Genomic DNA, 14,734 nt, shown 5'->3' with positions numbered 1-14,734 from the left:
CCATGCCCCTGAATGTCTGGGTTCTGGTTGCCGCGCAGGCACTGGCCATGTGCACGGCGCCCTTCATTGTGTTTATCGGCAGTATCCAGGGGCGCCTGCTCGCTCCGGCGCCCGAGTGGGCCACGCTTCCGGTGGGTCTGGTGGTGGTAGGCACCGTGCTGGCCATCAAGCCCGCTACCTGGCTGATGGAGCGAGCAGGGCGCAAGCGAGTCATGCTGCTCGGCGCTACCATGGGCATCGTGGCTGGCCTCGTTGGCGCCACGGCGTCCTGGACGGGCTCTTTCCTGTTGCTGTGCCTGGCGTCGGTGATTGGCGGTACCGGCCTGGCCGTGGTTCACCAGTACCGGTTTGCCGCCATGGAGTCCGTTCCGACGGAGCTGGCAGGCTCGGCAGCTGCCCGGGTGCTCCTGGGCGGGCTGGTGGCGGCCTGGCTCGGGCCCGAGGTTGCGAGCATCGGCAGTGGGGCGGGCGAGGCTCATCCTTTCCTTTCAAGTTGGGCGGCGCTGGCGGTCGTTCAGGCCGTCGCCCTGGTGGCGCTTGCCGCCGGTTACCGGGCAAAAGGGGAACTGGTTCGCGAGTCGTTGCCTGGCGGCGGCCGACCGTTGCGGCAGATTGTTGCCAACCCGCTGGTGTTGGCCGCCATCAGCTCCGCGGCTATTGGTTATGCGGTGATGAGCTTTGTGATGACCGCCACGCCACTGAGCATGACCGAGATTGCCGGGCATGATCTCGACGACGCCAAGCGGGTTATCCAGCTCCACATCATGGCCATGTACCTGCCGTCACTGATCAGTGGCTGGCTCACACGGGTGCTGGGCATTCCTCTGATGATGGCCCTGGGCCTGCTGGCCTATCTCGGTTGTGTTGGTCTGGCGGCCAGCGGTATCAGCTTCCACCATTACCTGTCGGCGTTGCTGTTACTGGGCATTGGCTGGAATTTCCTCTTTGTTGGTGGCACCACCTTGCTGCCGCGCGGATACCAGGACGCAGAGCGCTTCCGGGTGCAGGGCCTGAACGACATCATGGTGTTCGGCTCCCAGGCCACGGCCGCACTCTCTGCCGGGGCCATCCTGAGTTGGCTGGGCTGGGGTGGTCTGGTGATGGTTGCCGTTCCGTTCCTTGTTCTTCACGGGCTGCTTATGGCTCTCTGGCTTTTTCGGGAGCGTTCCACAGCGGCCGCAACAGACTGAAGGTATGACAGATGCTGATCGATTTTGACGGACTGGATCCGACAGAGGCTTATCATATTCTCACCCAGACGGTTATTCCGAGACCGGTCGCCTGGGTCCTGAGCGAGAATCCCGACGGCGATTTCAACCTCGCGCCGTTTTCCTTTTTCACGCCCATCACCAGTAACCCGCCCCTTCTGATGATATCGGTGGGCAGAAAGCCTGCCGAGGGCGTTGCGAAAGATACTCGCGTCAATATCGAGGCCAGAAAGCATTTCGTGGTCCACATCGCCCACCGGGACCTGGCGCCGGCCGTCACAGAATCCTCCCGCCCCTTGCCCCATGGAGAATCCGAACTGGATCATCTGGGCCTGGAACTGGCACCCTTCGAGGGCTCGCCTCTGCCCCGCGTGAAGGATTGCCACGTGGCACTGGCGTGCGAGCTCTACGACATCAAGGAAATCGGCGCTGCGCCGCAGTCCCTCATTTTCGGCAGGGTAACGGCGGCCTGGGTGGCGGACAGTGTTGCCCGATACGACGAAAAAAGTCGTCTGAGTTTTGATGGTGCGGCCATAGACCCCATTGGTCGCCTTGGCGGCAGCGAATACGTCACCTTTGGTGAGGTATTCAAGATTCCGCGTCCCACCTGAGCCGGACAAAGGAAACCGCTATGGAACAGCTGAACCTCCGTCATCTCTATTACTTCTGGGTGATCAGCCGTGAGGGCTCGATTGCCCGCGCCAGCGAGGTCCTTGAACTGGCGCCCCAGACTCTCAGCGGTCAGCTGGCCACGTTCGAGGCATCGGTGGGTGGGCGACTGTTCATACGGGAGCGTCGCAAGCTGATTCTGACCGACCTGGGCCGCATGATACTCAGTTATGCGGACGAGATTTTCGAGTTGACCGGCGAGCTTGCCGAAACCCTCCGTCTCGATCCTTCCGAGCGCCCCCTGACACTACGGGCCGGCGTGTCCGCCTCCATTCATAAACTCATTGCCTATTACCTGCTGCAGCCCGCCATGGCCGGCGACCGCCAGATACAGCTGGAATGCCAGACCGGTCGGACCGAAGACATGATCCTGAGCCTGAAGCGCAAAGAGCTCGATGTGGTCCTGACCGACCGCATGCCCCGCCTCCAGGAAGAAGGCAATCTGACCGTTCATCCGCTGGCGGGCTCAACCATGAGCCTCTTTGCCGCGCCGGAACTGGCCCGGGGCCTGCGCAAGGGCTTTCCATCGTCTCTCAATGGCCAGCCCTTGCTGGCCAATGCCACCGATGCCCCGTATTTCGAGCGACTGATGAACTGGTTCTCGCTGAAAGGCGTTCGCATGCGACTGGTGGCCCGTGTGGACGACAGTGCGCTGATCAAGGTATTCGGCAGCCAGGGGTACGGTGTATTTGCCGCGCCGACGGCCATTCGCGACGAGGTGTGCCGGCAGTATGAGGTTGAGCAGATTGCGTCGGTAAACGAGGTGGTGGACGAGCTGTTCGCGATCACCCGGGGCCGGAACATTGCCCACGAGGGTGTGCGGGCCATTTGTGAGGCCCATGGCGTTGCCCAGGAGGCACATTAACGTCAAAAATTGAAAGCCTCGAAAAAAACGAACCAATAAGATCAGAAAAGCTTATTTTATCGATCCCTGCACCTGTTCATGATGGAGTCGTGAGAGGCAGCAATCCGAAGAGGAGCAGGAGCCATGAAGACCATCCATAAATTCCGCCTGGAACCGGGCAAAGAGCCGACAACGCTCACGCTCAAGGAGGGCTATCGGGTGGTGCGTAGCGAATACATCGTGCCGCACAAGGCCGTATACCTCTGGGTGGAGCAGCCGCTGAATGTGACCACGCCGACATTGGAACGGCAGTTCCGAGTCGCGTATTCCGGTGAGCCGGTGCCCGACAGTTATGAGTACCTGGACACGGCGCTGGATCCGTTCGATCCGGAAGCCTACCACGTGTTTGCTGTGCCGGTTGGAGAGGAATCGCTGTTCAATCCGGCGGGAGAGGGCGCCAGTAACGACACCTTCAGCCGCCACAACTGGCAGCACACAGCGATTTCATAAACCAGTTTCCTGACGATACTTGGGCCCTGCGGGGCCCTTTTTTATGGACGCATGGCAGGCGCGGGGGAGAGCGTGAGCGCTACTGCGGTTGGGTAAGGGGCAGATGGCCGGTCTTCACCCAGATCACCGTTTCCGAATCGACAAACGGGTGGTGCTGGCTCATGTGCGGGCTGCGAATCCAGGTGCCGGCCGGATAGCGGCCATGCTCATCACAGAACTCGCCGGAAAGCACGAAGATTTCCTCGCCGCCAAAGTGCCGGTGGGGCTGGAACACCTCTCGGGCGGGCCACTTCACCAGGGCAACGTGCTCATGTTCGAACTCGTGCAGAGGCATCACCTGAAGGCCTCCGATACCCGGCAGCCAGGGCTGGCTGTTGGTGTCGATGCGTACGGTGGCAGAATCCCGCTCATCGAACTGGTGGAGTTTTACGAGCAGGGTGCAGCCTTCCTTGCTGAATGGCGCGTGGCCGCTGCCGGGAGGGTTGCGCAGATAGGTGCCGGCCGAGTAGTCGCCGGTCTCGTCGGAAAACACCCCCTCCAGAACCAGTATTTCTTCACCCAGCGGATGCTCATGACGCTTGAAGGTGGCGCCCGGCTCGTAGCGCACCACGCTGGTGGCATGACCGCGCTCTGCCTCTTCTCGGGCGAGAGGCTTTCTCAGTACGCCTCCGGCGGGGCTGGGAACCCAGTCCTGTTCCTGGCTGCGAACCACCACCCGGCGGGAAAAATCCATATTGAGCATGAAGAACCTCGGAGATCGGTTAACTGACCGGGCACAAATCTACGTTCGACACCCGGCCGCAGATGTCTCTGCTTGTGTCTCTACTTGATCAGTGCCTGAATATTCCGGAACTGCGGATGCCGGCAATGCCGCATCCACTCGAAGGCCACCATCTCCACAGTAACAATTCGCGCTCCGCTTTCGCTCAGCCGGTCCAGCGCGACATCCCGATCAAACTCATTCCGGGAGCCCGTGGCATCGGCCACCACCCATACCTTATAGCCGGCGTCGAGCAGGCTCAGGGCTGTTTGCAGCATGCACACGTGGGTTTCGCAGCCGCCCACCACAATCTGCTGTCGGCCCTCGGGGAGCAAATCCACGAGCCCGTCTGGGCAGGCATCAAAGTGATGCTTGGCAAGCACCTGATCAGACAGCTCGCGTACGCCCTCCACGTTGGGGCCGAGCTTGTCCGGAATCTGTTCCGTGGCCAGTATCGGCACCTCCATCAACCCGGCGATGGTGGCCAGGGTGATGCACCGGTCGATCACTTCCTCACCATGGGCAATGGCGGGCATGAGTTTTTCCTGAACATCGATCAGCAGCAGCGTCGATTGCTCGGCTTTCATCAGCATTGTGGGTGTCTCCGTTTTCCTGATTGGCCTCTGTTTACGATAGGCGCAGACTTTTTTTGATGATTTTACCCGGGGGAGTTGCCAACCGCCCCCAAAACCATTAAAGTTTGCGCCCTCAAATGAGCGACGACATCGCTGATTTGGAACAGTTTATTGGACTGGCTCTGGCTGGTCTATTGGAGAGGTGGCCGAGTGGCTGAAGGCGCACGCCTGGAAAGTGTGTATACGTTAATAGCGTATCGAGGGTTCGAATCCCTCCCTCTCCGCCAATACAAAACCCTAGCAGAAATGCTGGGGTTTTTTTATTGGCTGAACGGGAGGGTAGAAAGAACCCTCGCGGGTTCGACCGAAGCCTGCAACGCAGGCTGAGGAACGTCGGAGCAAAGCGACGACGGCCCCGAAGGGTTGAGGGCCAAAGGCCCGAATAATCCCTCCCTCTGACCTCGCAGGCCAGACCTAATCTCAGGCCTTTCGCCAAACAAGCAGTCGATTATTCGCCGGCATCCCAAAATCCTCGTCCAGCACCAACCCCGCAGACCGTCCCAACCGCTCCAGGTCCTGCATATCCCGAATCCCCATATGCTCCGCCTGCATCCGGAGCGAGCGATCAAACCTCTCATTACTCTCGCTGGTGTGCTGCCCGCTATAGTGAAACGGCCCGTACAGGCAGAAGCGTCCGCCGGTCGGCAGAATCCGCGCAACGCCGCGGAACATGGCCTCCACTTCCTCCCAGGCCATGATGTGGGCAGTATTGGCCGAGAATGCACCTTGAATGGCCGGCAGGCGGTGCCAGTCGTCCGCCATGACGTCCAGGGCGAGGGGCGGGTTGATGTTGGCCAGGGCCGCCTCTGAAAGCCAGGGCAGGCACAGCTGAGCATTCCGTGGGTGATCGCTGGGTTGCCAGACCAGGTGCGGCAAATGCCGGGCAAAGTGCACCGCATGCTGGCCGGTGCCCGTGCCGATTTCCAGGACAGTGCCGGGTTGATTGAAAACCCCGGCGAGTTTTTCCAGAATCGGCGCTTTATTGTTTTCGCAGGCTTGGGAAAACGGTTTGTCCTTGTGCATGTTCCAACCTTTGAACAGGGGGTAATGAATGGCGATATCCATGATCCGGCTCGCCGGTGACCAGATTAACCCATACCTGGAAGACCTGGCACGGCTGAGAATCGAGGTGTTCCGAAGTTTTCCCTACCTTTACGACGGCGACATGGCCTACGAGCGGAAGTACCTGGACACCTACGCCCGCTCACCGGACAGCCTGTTTGTGCTGGCGCTGGACGGTGAAACAGTGGTCGGCGCTGCTACCGGCATACCGATGGATCACGAGACCGACGACTTCAAGCGGCCGTTCATCGAACAGGGTTATGAGCCGGGGAAGATTTTTTATTTCGGGGAGTCCGTGCTGCTGCCGGAGTACCGGGGCCGGGGCATTGGTGTGGCGTTCTTCGATCACCGGGAAGGGCATGCCCGGGAGCAGGGGCGTTTCAGCCATTGCTGCTTCTGCGCGGTGGAGCGACCAGCGGATCATCCGCTGCGGCCTGCCGGCTATCAGCCCCTGGACGCGTTCTGGCACAACCGCGGCTATCGAAAGGTGCCTGAGCTTGCCACAACCTATCGCTGGAAAGACATTGACCAGCCCGGTGAAACAGACAAGCCCATGACCTTCTGGCTGAAGCGTATCGACTAACGCACGCTGAACCCGGAGAACTCGCCGGTGGCGGGATGGGTGGTTACGTCGATATCATCCACGCGGGCCTCGGGCGGGCCGTCGCTGCACCAGGATTTGAGGTCCTGCAGCCGGTCCTCAGGACCTTCCGCCACCACTTCCACCCGGCCATCGGCCAGGTTTCGGGCAGAGCCCGTCAGGCCCAGATCCGACGCCTTCTGTTCTGTCGATGCCCGATAATAGACGCCCTGCACCCTGCCGGAAATCAGAAGCTGCCAGCGCTTGGTGTCCATAGTTGCCTCCGTTGGTTCGGTCGTGTCAGGCTTCTTTCAATCTACCGGTTCCGGCGGCCGTTCTTCAACAATTCCGCGGGAAGCCCGAGTTATCCCTCACCAACTCCGCAACGGAGCACAGAGACCGATGCAAGAAACCTTTACCAAACGGAATACCACTGGTTACCCGGATGCATTGATTTGTGAGGCAGAGGGCCTGGCGGCGCTCGCCGACGGTCTGAAGGCGGCAGGGGTCTCGGCGGTGCGGGTTCCCCGAGTGTTTCGCGTGGATGAGACCGCCCTGGAAATCACGGCGATACGCGCGGGCCGCGCCTCTGATCAGGCCCTGGAAGAACTGGGCGAAGGGCTGGCCAGACTCCACCGGCAGGTTGGGGCGGCCTACGGCTGGGGCCGTGATAATTACATTGGCCTGGCGCCACAGCCTAATCGCTGGTGCGACAACTGGGGGGAGTTCTTCGTGAAGGACCGCCTGGGGTATCAGGTGTCACGGATAACGGATGCCGGCCAGCGCGAACGCTTCGAGCAGGTGCTGGCCCGCCAGGGCGACACGCTGATTCATTGGCTAAACCGTGTGTGTGATCACCCCAGCCAGTTACACGGCGACCTCTGGAACGGCAATGTGATGTTTGATGCGAGCGGGCCCTGGTTGATCGACCCTGCGGTTTACTGTGGGGATCGGGAGGCCGATCTCGCCATGACCGAGATGTTCGGCGGCTTTGGTGCGGCCTTTTATCGAGCCTACGACCGGGCGTACCCGCGCACGCCGGAGTATTCGGTAAAGCGGCAGGTTTATAACCTGTACCACTATCTGAACCACTACAACCTGTTCGGCGGCGGCTACCTGGCGGGTTGCCAGGAAGGCTTCGCCACTATTGAGGCAATTGGTCAGGGACGCTAGGCCAGGCCGGCGCTGCGCAGAATAAACACACCGAATGTAACGGTCAGGCTTGCAAGCAGGGTGGTCAGGGCAATGATGTTGGCGGCCAGCCGGTCGTTGCCGCCCAGGGCTTTCACCATCACAAAACTGGCGGCCGCTGTCGGGCTGGCGAAGAACAGGAACATCAGGCCAAGCTCCGGGCCCTGAAAGCCGGCGAGCCAGGCCGAAGCGGTGCATAGCAAGGGCAGGATAACCATCTTGAACAGGCTGGAGCCCAGGGCGGTGGTGCTGTCGCTGCGGATGGCGCCAAGAGACACCGTGGCACCAATGCACAGCAGTGCCAGGGGCAGAGTGAGAGAGGCGAAATAATCGCCGCTGGTCATCACCCAACCGGGCAGGGTGATGTTCAGGGCCGCAACGGGAATGGCGGCCAGCACCGCGATAATCAGCGGATTGCGGAGAATGTCGTGGAAAATCCGGCGCCAGTCCATGCGCTGCCCGGGCTGGTAAGCGACCAGAACAACTACCGAGAGCATGTTGTAGGAAATGATGACCAGGCCAAGGAGAATGCCGCCGGCGGACAGACCAAAATCCCCGTAAAGATTCGCCGCAAGGGCCAGCCCCACAATTCCGCAATTGCCCCGGAAGGCCCCTTGCACGTAAACGCCCCGGTCTTCCCGCGCCACCCGCCAGTGCGCCCAGAGCCACACAAGGGCGAAGCTGCCCAGCGTGGCCAATAGATAAAACACCAGCAGCCCCGGATTGAACGCCGTATCCAGATCGGCGCGTATGATGCTCAGAAAAACCAGTGTTGGCAGTGTTGCCCGGAAAACCAGTGCTGAAGCGGTGTTGATGAAGGCGCCGTCTATCCAGCCGACGCGACGTAAACCCAGGCCAATAAATACCATGGCAAATACCGGCAGTGTCGTCTCCAGCGTTTGCAGGAATATCTCGGTCAGAGTCATCGAATAGGGTCGCCAACGGGTGGGGAAGGTCGAATTCAGATTGCCATTATAAGCGGTGAAATAGCTAGCCTGCTATGGGAATACCACCAAGGTCGGGGTAGGTGCGCGGTAAAAGCAGGTCAGGACCCCTGGCGGGGCCCTGACCTCAAGAGGTCTTCAGGCTTTCAACTGGTCACCGACGGGCAGCCGGCGGATGCGTTTGCCCGTGGCCGCGTAGATCGCGTTGCACAGGGCTGGCGCAACCGGAGGCAGGCCTGGTTCACCAACGCCGCCCATGGCATCGCCCGGGTTATCGATCAGGTGCACCCGAACGGTCTTCGGCGCATCCGGCATACGCGGTATCAGGTAGTTGTTGAAGTTGTCCTGCTGTGCGATGCCGTCTTTGAACGTGACCTCGGATTGTAGCGCGATGCCAATGCCCATCACGCAGGCACCTTCGAGCTGGGAACGAATCCGCTCCGGATTGGCCTGGGGGCCGCAGTCAAAGGCGATGTCCGCCCGGTGAATGGTCAGGTTGCCCTTGTCGTCCACTTCCACGTCAAAGACGATTGCGGTGTAGGACACAAAGCTGTGGTGGAACGCGAGGCCCAGCCCACGGCCTTTCGCGGTTTGCTTGCCCCAGCCCGCCTCGCTGGTGGCCCGTTCGATCACGCGGCGCATACGGCCAATATCGATCGGGTAGAGGTCCGGGTTCTCGCCGTAGTTCCATCCGTCTCCGACGGACAGGTTCTGGATCTCGCGATCCGGGCCCAGCAATTCGAGCACGTAGTCCCGGTGGTCACGACCCGCCGCAACGGCCATTTCGTGGGCGAAACTCTGAATGGCCCAGGCATGGGGCAGGTTGTACACCGAGCGGAACCAGCCAATCCGAACGTGGGCGGGTGCTGGCGGGTTCTCCAGGCGTATCGCCGGTACATCGAACGGCATGGTATTGAAGCCCATGCCTTGCTCGAACTCCTGAATGTGCTTCGGGTCTGGCGCAAATAGCGATGCGATACTGGGTGACAGTGTCCGGTGCCGCCAGCTGGTGGCCTTGCCATCGGCATCGAGACCGGCATCCAGATGATCAACCGATACGGCGTGGAAGTAGGCGTGATGGATGTCATCCTCCCGGGACCACTGCAGCCGCACTGGCTGGCCTTTGAAGGCGTTGGCAATGATGGCTGCCTCGGTCACGAAATCCGGCTTTGATTTGCGGCCAAAACCGCCGCCGAGCAGGGTGACGTGCACCGTTACCTGTTCCTTGTCCAGACCCAGCCTGCCGGCGACGCCCTCCCGCGTTGCACGGGGGTTCTGTACCGGGGCCCAGACCTCTGCCTTGCCATCAGCCACGCGAACCGTGGCCACGGGCGGCTCCATGGGCGCCTGTGCCATGTGGGGCATGTAATAGGTGGCAGAGACTGTCTTGTCCGCCGCTTTCAGGGCCGCATCCACATCTCCGCCGTTCTGGCGGACCACTTTGCCCGGTGACTGGGCCGCTTTCTCCAGGGACTTCAGATAGGCCTCCGAGGTGTAGCTGGCATTGTCACCGGCGGGCCCATTGTCCCACTCGATCTTGAGCGCCTTGCGTCCTTCCATGGCGGCCCAGGTATTGGTGGCCACCACGGCAACACCGCCGAGGGGGCTGAACGCCGCCGGCTGGCTAGCGCCATCAATGCGCAGGACTTTCTTCACGCCAGCAACCTTGAGGGCAGCGCTGTCGTCCAGGCTCTTTATTTTGGCGCCGTAAACGGGAGGCCGGGCAATCACCGCACAGAGCGTGTTCTCAAGGGCCACATCCGCGCCATAGATGGCCTTACCGGTGACAATATCCTCACCGTCGATGGCCTTGGGATAGGCAGACTTGAGGTCGCCATTGATCAGCCCGGCTTCTTTGCCGATATAACGCAGTTCGCTGTCTGCCTTGAGCACCAGGGCATTGCGGCCAGGCACCTCGAGTTCCCTCGCGGCCTTGGCGAGTTCGCCGAAGCCGAGTTCCCGGCCGGAGGGCGTGTGCACCACCTTGTGCACGGCGGTTTTCACCTCATGAACCGGCACCCCCCATTCGTTGGCAGCCGCCTGTTCCAGCATCTGTCGGGCGGCAGCGCCGGCACGGCGCATGGGATCGTACCAGTGGCGTATGCTGCGGGAGCCGTCGGTGTTCTGGTTGCCGTACTTCTCCTGGTTGGCGTCCGCCTGTTGAACCCGCACTTGCTCCCAGTCGGCGCCCAGCTCATCGGCGCCAACCATGATCAGGCTGGTGCGAATACCCTGGCCCATTTCAGAGCGGTTATTAACAATCGTGACGATGCCGTCGGGCGCGATGTGGATGAACACATTGGGGTTATCCACCCAGCCGCCGGGCATGGCGCCGGCCCCGAACTGCGCCTTCTCGCTGGCGCCGGCAAGATCCCAGCGCGCGGCCACAACCAGCGCGGAGGCAGCTGCAAGGCCCTTGAGGAGCCCGCGCCGACTGACGTTGGCGAGCATGAGAGTGCTGTTGGATTCGCTCATGACTTCACCTCCGCATCCGATGCCCGCTCAATGGCCGCAAGAATGCGGTTGTAGGTGCCACACCGGCAAAGGTTGCCGGCCATTGCATCAATGATCTCCTGGGTTTCCGGCTTGGGGGTGCGCTTGAGCAGCGCCGTGGCATTCATGATCTGGCCGCCCTGGCAATAGCCGCACTGGGCAACCCCGACGTCCAGCCAGGCCTGCTGAACCTTGCTGCCCACCGCGTCCTCGGCCATGGCCTCGATGGTGGTGATTTCGCCGCTGACGGTCGAAACCGGGGTGACGCAGGAGCGGATGGCGGTACCGTTCATGTGCACAGTGCAGGCACCGCACTGAGCGATACCGCAGCCAAACTTGGTGCCCTTGAGGCCCACGACATCGCGGATCACCCAGAGCAATGGCATGTTGTCTGGCACATCGAGCTCATACTGCTCGCCGTTGATGGTGAGGGTAGCCATGTTGTTCCCTTCTGTTAGCGCATTTAGAACCTTTCACTGTAGCTGTACGGTCAAAGAACGCAAAAAGTGCTCTCTGAAGTAAAGGTAATGAAAACCCGTGTCCTCCGGCCTCAGCCGTAGGCTATAGTAGGCCCCGTAGCCACTTGACGACGAGGACAGGATGGAAGCCGTTAATCCCACCCAGGAGCAACTCCGGAAGGTGCTGGCAGAGACGCCGAAGGATCAACCTGTGGTTATGCTCAACCTGCTGCGATTCCGCGACCGTGCCAATTATCAGGAAGAGGCCCCGGAGCGGACCGGGCGCGAAGCCTATTCACTTTACATGGCCGAGGCGGCTGCCTGCGTGAAAGCGGTGGGGGCCGAAGTGATCTGGTCTGGCAGGAGTGTCGGCTCGCTGATCGCGCCGCCGGACGAGTCCTGGGATCAGGTTCTGCTGGTGCGATATCCCTCCATCGATGCCTTCATGGCGATGATCGAGAGCCCCGAGTACAAAGGTGTTGTGAAACACCGTACGGCGGCGCTCCGGGATTCCAGGCTGGTTGCTAACATCGAGGGCAACGCCGGCTGAGTCAGAAGCCCGCCTGTTTGATGAGCATATAGCTGGCCGTGCCCGCGGCAATGGAGAGCAGGGCATTGCGGCGCCAGAGGTGCACTGCTACAACCAAAGCACCCGGGATCAGGGCATCGAAGCCAAACCAGGGGCCGGACCAGCTGGCGGACCGCTGCAGGAATACGGTCGCCAACAGCGCCATGACGGCCGCCGGCAGATAGCGCCCCAGGTGGCGTACCAGTGGATGGTCGGTGTGCCGTTCGAAAAACAGGAAGGGAATCACCCGTGTGGCGAACGTCGCCACTGCCGCCACCGCGATAAACAGGCCGAGGTTAAGGGAATCATCCATGGTGGGACTCCTCATGGGCTGCCTGTCCTCGGGTTCGCCGATATTCCATTAGCAGAGCTCCCGTTACCAGGGTAATGGCGCCAATCAACTGATGTGTTGGCGCCAGTAACAGCATGGCCAATCCAGCTGCCGCCGCTCCCAGCCAAACCGGAAAGCCATCCCCCAGGGCTTTGTACTGTTCCAGAGTCAACACAATGAACAGCGCCACCAGCGCGAACTCAATGCCTGTGCTGTCGAACGCCACGTTGTCTCCCAGCAGGGCTCCCAGGGCACACCCGACAACCCAGTAGCCCTGATTGAAGGCCGTAATCCGGAAATCCACCTCCTGTTCATGGGGGCGGTCCGTGCCTCTCGGGCGGCTGGTAAGAAGCGAATAGGTCTCATCGGTAAGCCCAAAAATGAGATACAGCTTGCGCCAACCGGCGCCACGAAACTGGCCAAGCAGCGACAGCCCGTAAAAGAGATGGCGGGCATTGAGCACGAACATGGCCACGAACACTTCCAGCAGCCCGGCGTTAACCGACAGCAGGCTCACCGCCAGAATCTGGCCGGCACCGGCGTAGATCACCAGCCCCATCAGCGGCGCTGCCCACCAGGCGTAATCGAGCTGAGTGGTAAACAGCACGCCGAACGCCATTCCCAGGGGCAGGTAGCCAAACAGAATAGGCAGTGTGAGCCGAAAAACGGACTGGTTCATTAGCATCCAAACGGTCTGAAAGCGGGGATCATAGTGAATTGGCGCAGGTTTTTGAAGCAAGGGCCGCCTGGCATCCTCGGCGGCACTGACACAAGAGTGTCACATAAGGGGCCTACCATCCGCGGCATCAACCGTCGTTGGAGTTGTCATGTTTGGTACCGTCAGAACCCGGATCCTGGTATTTGCCTTCCTCTCTCTTTTCGCGGTTGCCGGGCTGGCGACGCTTTCCTGGAGCATCATTCTGAAAGCCGAAGAGGCATCGAAAACCCTGATTCAGTCCAGCCTGAATGAATCCTGGCTGCTGGCAGACCTGGAGCAGGATCACCGGCAGCTCCAGGATCTGGCCTACAAGATCAAGGCCCAGCTGTTGCTCTGGGACGAGATAGAGACAGCGTTCGGGGAACTGGAATCCTCGCTGCCGGAACATTGGCGTCGCGTGGAAGGGGATAGCGGCCTTGCCGGCTGGGCCGTCGAACACCAGGCTGACTTTGATCGGGTGCTGGCGCTGATGGAGCGCATGCAGGCCGGTATTGCCGAAAAGAGTTACTACCGTGTTGGCCAGGTTGTCGATTTCGATCTCTTCCCCGCCATGGAGCCGATGCTGGGAGCTATTGCCGAGCGCCAACGGCAGAGCCGGCAATCGGTTTCTGCTGGCGCCGATGATTTGCTGGCGTTCCTTTCGGAGCAGCAGGTGTTCCTGATCGCCGGCTCGCTGGTTTTTTCATTGCTGGTGATAGCAATGACACTCTGGCTGCGCCGCTCGGTAATACAGCGGTTGAAGAGCATGGAGCTCGATCTGGTGGCCATGGAAAGCAACGCTGACCTCACCCGTGTACCCGTGCTCAAGGGGCGGGATGAAGTTGCCGGGGTGGCCCGCGCCCTGGGCGGGCTGGTGCAGAGGTTTGAACATTTCATCGGCGATATTCGGGCAGCAGCCGGCGCGCTGGACCAGCGCTCCGGCTCCTTGGACGGCGGGGCGGAACGCCTTCTGGAGGCCTCCGAACAGACCCGTAGGCAGGTTTCCGATGTGAGTCAGTCCATGTCAGCCATAGCCGAGCAGGCCTCGGCCATCGAACGTGCAACGCGGGCCTCGGCCGACACCGTAAGCGGTGCGGTGGCCGCCAACGAGGAAGTCCAGCACCGCCTCGGTACCAGCGAAGCTGCTGCGGAACATACGGTGGACGTTATTGGCAGGGTTTCTGACTCGATTCAGGCGCTCAACGAATCCACCGGCAAGATCGAACAGGTTATTGGTGTGATTGCCGACATTGCCGAGCAAACCAATTTGCTTGCGCTGAATGCCGCCATTGAGGCGGCCAGGGCCGGTGAACACGGCCGGGGATTCGCCGTGGTGGCAGACGAAGTACGGACGCTCTCCCGGCGTACCTCGGAATCCACCCGCGACATCGGGCAATGGGTGCAGGGGCTGGTAACCGGGGTTGCTACGGTTGATTCGCTCCTTGAGGACGTACGTGCCGCCGGGAACAGTAACCAGGAGCATCTGGCCGCGCTCAAGGCCCATCTGGAAAGCCTCAGGGGCCAGTTTGTGAATCTGGAACACCTGAGCACCGAGATCAGCTCAGCCGTTGTCCTCCAGCGGGAGGAAATCGGGCGGGTAGGGCGTCGTTCGGATGTACTCGAAGAAAGCTCTGACTTCCTGATCCAGAGCGTTGAACAAACCCGCAGTATCAGCGAGGCGTTGCGCCAGGAATCGGTGTCCATGCGCCAACTGATCGCCCGCTTTCGGACCGCCTCCGAGCCGGGCTGAGCCCCGGGGCTTCTACCTCGCCGGCAAAGCCCTT

The 14,734-nt window shown here is 61.0% G+C and carries 17 protein-coding genes and 1 tRNA gene; 9 read left to right on the top strand and 9 right to left on the bottom strand.

What is annotated here, in order from left to right; translation table 11 throughout:
• Window positions 1-2: 2 nt before the first annotated feature.
• The 4 genes from ACFC20_RS00590 (at window position 3) to ACFC20_RS00575 (ending at window position 3,231) form a co-directional block, all read left to right on the top strand.
• The gene (locus tag ACFC20_RS00590) at window positions 3-1,190 is read left to right on the top strand and encodes an MFS transporter (RefSeq protein WP_375191319.1); all 1,188 of its coding nucleotides are present in this window, start codon (window positions 3-5) and stop codon (window positions 1,188-1,190) included.
• An 11-nt stretch (window positions 1,191-1,201) separates the two neighbouring features.
• Window positions 1,202-1,819 (top strand): flavin reductase family protein, encoded by a 618-nt coding sequence (locus ACFC20_RS00585; RefSeq protein ID WP_375191318.1) that lies wholly within the window; start codon window positions 1,202-1,204, stop codon window positions 1,817-1,819.
• Window positions 1,820-1,839: 20 nt separating this feature from the next.
• Window positions 1,840-2,742, top strand: a complete 903-nt coding sequence (locus ACFC20_RS00580; protein WP_375191317.1) for a LysR family transcriptional regulator — start codon at window positions 1,840-1,842, stop codon at window positions 2,740-2,742.
• 123 nt (window positions 2,743-2,865) lie between these two features.
• Window positions 2,866-3,231, top strand: coding sequence for a hypothetical protein (locus ACFC20_RS00575; RefSeq protein WP_375191316.1), 366 nt, complete (start codon window positions 2,866-2,868; stop codon window positions 3,229-3,231).
• Between the two features lie 79 nt (window positions 3,232-3,310).
• Here the strand turns inward: ACFC20_RS00575 and ACFC20_RS00570 are convergent, their stop codons facing one another.
• Window positions 3,311-3,973, bottom strand: coding sequence for a cupin domain-containing protein (locus ACFC20_RS00570; protein ID WP_375191315.1), 663 nt, complete (start codon window positions 3,971-3,973; stop codon window positions 3,311-3,313).
• 80 nt (window positions 3,974-4,053) lie between these two features.
• Complete coding sequence (locus tag ACFC20_RS00565) at window positions 4,054-4,584, bottom strand: isochorismatase family protein (protein ID WP_375191314.1); 531 nt, start codon at window positions 4,582-4,584, stop codon at window positions 4,054-4,056.
• 178 nt (window positions 4,585-4,762) lie between these two features.
• Here ACFC20_RS00565 and ACFC20_RS00560 point away from each other — a divergent pair.
• Window positions 4,763-4,853 (top strand) — tRNA-Ser (locus tag ACFC20_RS00560).
• A 193-nt stretch (window positions 4,854-5,046) separates the two neighbouring features.
• Here the strand turns inward: ACFC20_RS00560 and ACFC20_RS00555 are convergent.
• On the bottom strand, window positions 5,047-5,691 hold the full coding sequence (locus tag ACFC20_RS00555; protein ID WP_375191313.1) for a DUF938 domain-containing protein: 645 nt from the start codon (window positions 5,689-5,691) through the stop codon (window positions 5,047-5,049).
• Here ACFC20_RS00555 and ACFC20_RS00550 point away from each other — a divergent pair.
• A complete protein-coding gene (locus ACFC20_RS00550; RefSeq protein WP_375191312.1) occupies window positions 5,678-6,271 on the top strand; it encodes a GNAT family N-acetyltransferase in 594 nt (197 codons plus the stop codon). The two genes, ACFC20_RS00555 and ACFC20_RS00550, sit on opposite strands and share 14 nt — an antisense overlap.
• Here the strand turns inward: ACFC20_RS00550 and ACFC20_RS00545 are convergent.
• On the bottom strand, window positions 6,268-6,543 hold the full coding sequence (locus ACFC20_RS00545; RefSeq protein ID WP_375191311.1) for an acylphosphatase: 276 nt from the start codon (window positions 6,541-6,543) through the stop codon (window positions 6,268-6,270). The two genes, ACFC20_RS00550 and ACFC20_RS00545, sit on opposite strands and share 4 nt — an antisense overlap.
• A 127-nt stretch (window positions 6,544-6,670) precedes the next feature.
• Here ACFC20_RS00545 and ACFC20_RS00540 point away from each other — a divergent pair, with 127 nt between their 5' ends.
• Entirely contained in the window at window positions 6,671-7,441 is a 771-nt protein-coding gene (locus ACFC20_RS00540; RefSeq protein ID WP_375191310.1) for a fructosamine kinase family protein, read from the top strand.
• Here ACFC20_RS00540 and ACFC20_RS00535 read toward each other — a convergent pair.
• The 3 genes from ACFC20_RS00535 to ACFC20_RS00525 form a co-directional block, all read right to left on the bottom strand.
• Entirely contained in the window at window positions 7,438-8,385 is a 948-nt protein-coding gene (locus tag ACFC20_RS00535; RefSeq protein ID WP_375191309.1) for an AEC family transporter, read from the bottom strand. The two genes, ACFC20_RS00540 and ACFC20_RS00535, sit on opposite strands and share 4 nt — an antisense overlap.
• Window positions 8,386-8,541: 156 nt before the next feature.
• The gene (locus ACFC20_RS00530) at window positions 8,542-10,878 is read right to left on the bottom strand and encodes a molybdopterin cofactor-binding domain-containing protein (protein WP_375191308.1); all 2,337 of its coding nucleotides are present in this window, start codon (window positions 10,876-10,878) and stop codon (window positions 8,542-8,544) included.
• Window positions 10,875-11,336, bottom strand: a complete 462-nt coding sequence (locus ACFC20_RS00525) for a (2Fe-2S)-binding protein (protein ID WP_375191307.1) — start codon at window positions 11,334-11,336, stop codon at window positions 10,875-10,877. Before ACFC20_RS00525 ends, ACFC20_RS00530 begins: the two co-directional genes overlap by 4 nt.
• A gap of 160 nt (window positions 11,337-11,496) precedes the next feature.
• On the opposite strand from ACFC20_RS00525, the gene ACFC20_RS00520 reads away from it, so the two are divergent.
• Window positions 11,497-11,904 (top strand): DUF1330 domain-containing protein, encoded by a 408-nt coding sequence (locus ACFC20_RS00520; RefSeq protein WP_375191306.1) that lies wholly within the window; start codon window positions 11,497-11,499, stop codon window positions 11,902-11,904.
• Window position 11,905: 1 nt separating this feature from the next.
• On the opposite strand, the gene ACFC20_RS00515 is transcribed toward ACFC20_RS00520, so the two are convergent.
• Together ACFC20_RS00515 and ACFC20_RS00510 are read right to left on the bottom strand one after the other, a co-directional pair.
• Complete coding sequence (locus ACFC20_RS00515) at window positions 11,906-12,235, bottom strand: branched-chain amino acid transporter permease (protein ID WP_375191305.1); 330 nt, start codon at window positions 12,233-12,235, stop codon at window positions 11,906-11,908.
• Window positions 12,228-12,932, bottom strand: a complete 705-nt coding sequence (locus ACFC20_RS00510; protein ID WP_375191304.1) for an AzlC family ABC transporter permease — start codon at window positions 12,930-12,932, stop codon at window positions 12,228-12,230. The genes ACFC20_RS00515 and ACFC20_RS00510 overlap by 8 nt, the downstream gene beginning before the upstream one ends.
• A gap of 148 nt (window positions 12,933-13,080) precedes the next feature.
• Between ACFC20_RS00510 and ACFC20_RS00505 the strand changes: the two genes are divergently transcribed.
• Window positions 13,081-14,700: a methyl-accepting chemotaxis protein gene (locus tag ACFC20_RS00505; protein WP_375191303.1), complete on the top strand. Its 1,620-nt coding sequence runs from the start codon at window positions 13,081-13,083 to the stop codon at window positions 14,698-14,700.
• Window positions 14,701-14,734 lie beyond the last annotated feature (34 nt).

Source organism: Marinobacter sp. (assembly GCF_041984545.1).
GTDB lineage: Bacteria > Pseudomonadota > Gammaproteobacteria > Pseudomonadales > Oleiphilaceae > Marinobacter.
Note: the sequence above shows the minus strand (reverse complement) of the source record. Positions and strands in the feature narration are given on the sequence as shown.

What these genes read in the sequence shown, in the direction of transcription:
- ACFC20_RS00585 (WP_375191318.1), top strand. Translation starts at nt 1,202, where the DNA reads ATGCTGATCGATTTTGACGGACTGGATCCGACAGAGGCTTATCATATT.
- ACFC20_RS00530 (WP_375191308.1), bottom strand. Translation starts at nt 10,878, where the DNA reads ATGAGCGAATCCAACAGCACTCTCATGCTCGCCAACGTCAGTCGGCGC.
- ACFC20_RS00540 (WP_375191310.1), top strand. Translation starts at nt 6,671, where the DNA reads ATGCAAGAAACCTTTACCAAACGGAATACCACTGGTTACCCGGATGCA.
- ACFC20_RS00515 (WP_375191305.1), bottom strand. Translation starts at nt 12,235, where the DNA reads ATGGATGATTCCCTTAACCTCGGCCTGTTTATCGCGGTGGCGGCAGTG.
- ACFC20_RS00590 (WP_375191319.1), top strand. Translation starts at nt 3, where the DNA reads ATGCCCCTGAATGTCTGGGTTCTGGTTGCCGCGCAGGCACTGGCCATG.
- ACFC20_RS00555 (WP_375191313.1), bottom strand. Translation starts at nt 5,691, where the DNA reads ATGGATATCGCCATTCATTACCCCCTGTTCAAAGGTTGGAACATGCAC.
- ACFC20_RS00575 (WP_375191316.1), top strand. Translation starts at nt 2,866, where the DNA reads ATGAAGACCATCCATAAATTCCGCCTGGAACCGGGCAAAGAGCCGACA.
- ACFC20_RS00550 (WP_375191312.1), top strand. Translation starts at nt 5,678, where the DNA reads ATGGCGATATCCATGATCCGGCTCGCCGGTGACCAGATTAACCCATAC.
- ACFC20_RS00520 (WP_375191306.1), top strand. Translation starts at nt 11,497, where the DNA reads ATGGAAGCCGTTAATCCCACCCAGGAGCAACTCCGGAAGGTGCTGGCA.
- ACFC20_RS00525 (WP_375191307.1), bottom strand. Translation starts at nt 11,336, where the DNA reads ATGGCTACCCTCACCATCAACGGCGAGCAGTATGAGCTCGATGTGCCA.
- ACFC20_RS00535 (WP_375191309.1), bottom strand. Translation starts at nt 8,385, where the DNA reads ATGACTCTGACCGAGATATTCCTGCAAACGCTGGAGACGACACTGCCG.
- ACFC20_RS00565 (WP_375191314.1), bottom strand. Translation starts at nt 4,584, where the DNA reads ATGCTGATGAAAGCCGAGCAATCGACGCTGCTGCTGATCGATGTTCAG.
- ACFC20_RS00570 (WP_375191315.1), bottom strand. Translation starts at nt 3,973, where the DNA reads ATGCTCAATATGGATTTTTCCCGCCGGGTGGTGGTTCGCAGCCAGGAA.
- ACFC20_RS00510 (WP_375191304.1), bottom strand. Translation starts at nt 12,932, where the DNA reads ATGAACCAGTCCGTTTTTCGGCTCACACTGCCTATTCTGTTTGGCTAC.
- ACFC20_RS00545 (WP_375191311.1), bottom strand. Translation starts at nt 6,543, where the DNA reads ATGGACACCAAGCGCTGGCAGCTTCTGATTTCCGGCAGGGTGCAGGGC.
- ACFC20_RS00580 (WP_375191317.1), top strand. Translation starts at nt 1,840, where the DNA reads ATGGAACAGCTGAACCTCCGTCATCTCTATTACTTCTGGGTGATCAGC.
- ACFC20_RS00505 (WP_375191303.1), top strand. Translation starts at nt 13,081, where the DNA reads ATGTTTGGTACCGTCAGAACCCGGATCCTGGTATTTGCCTTCCTCTCT.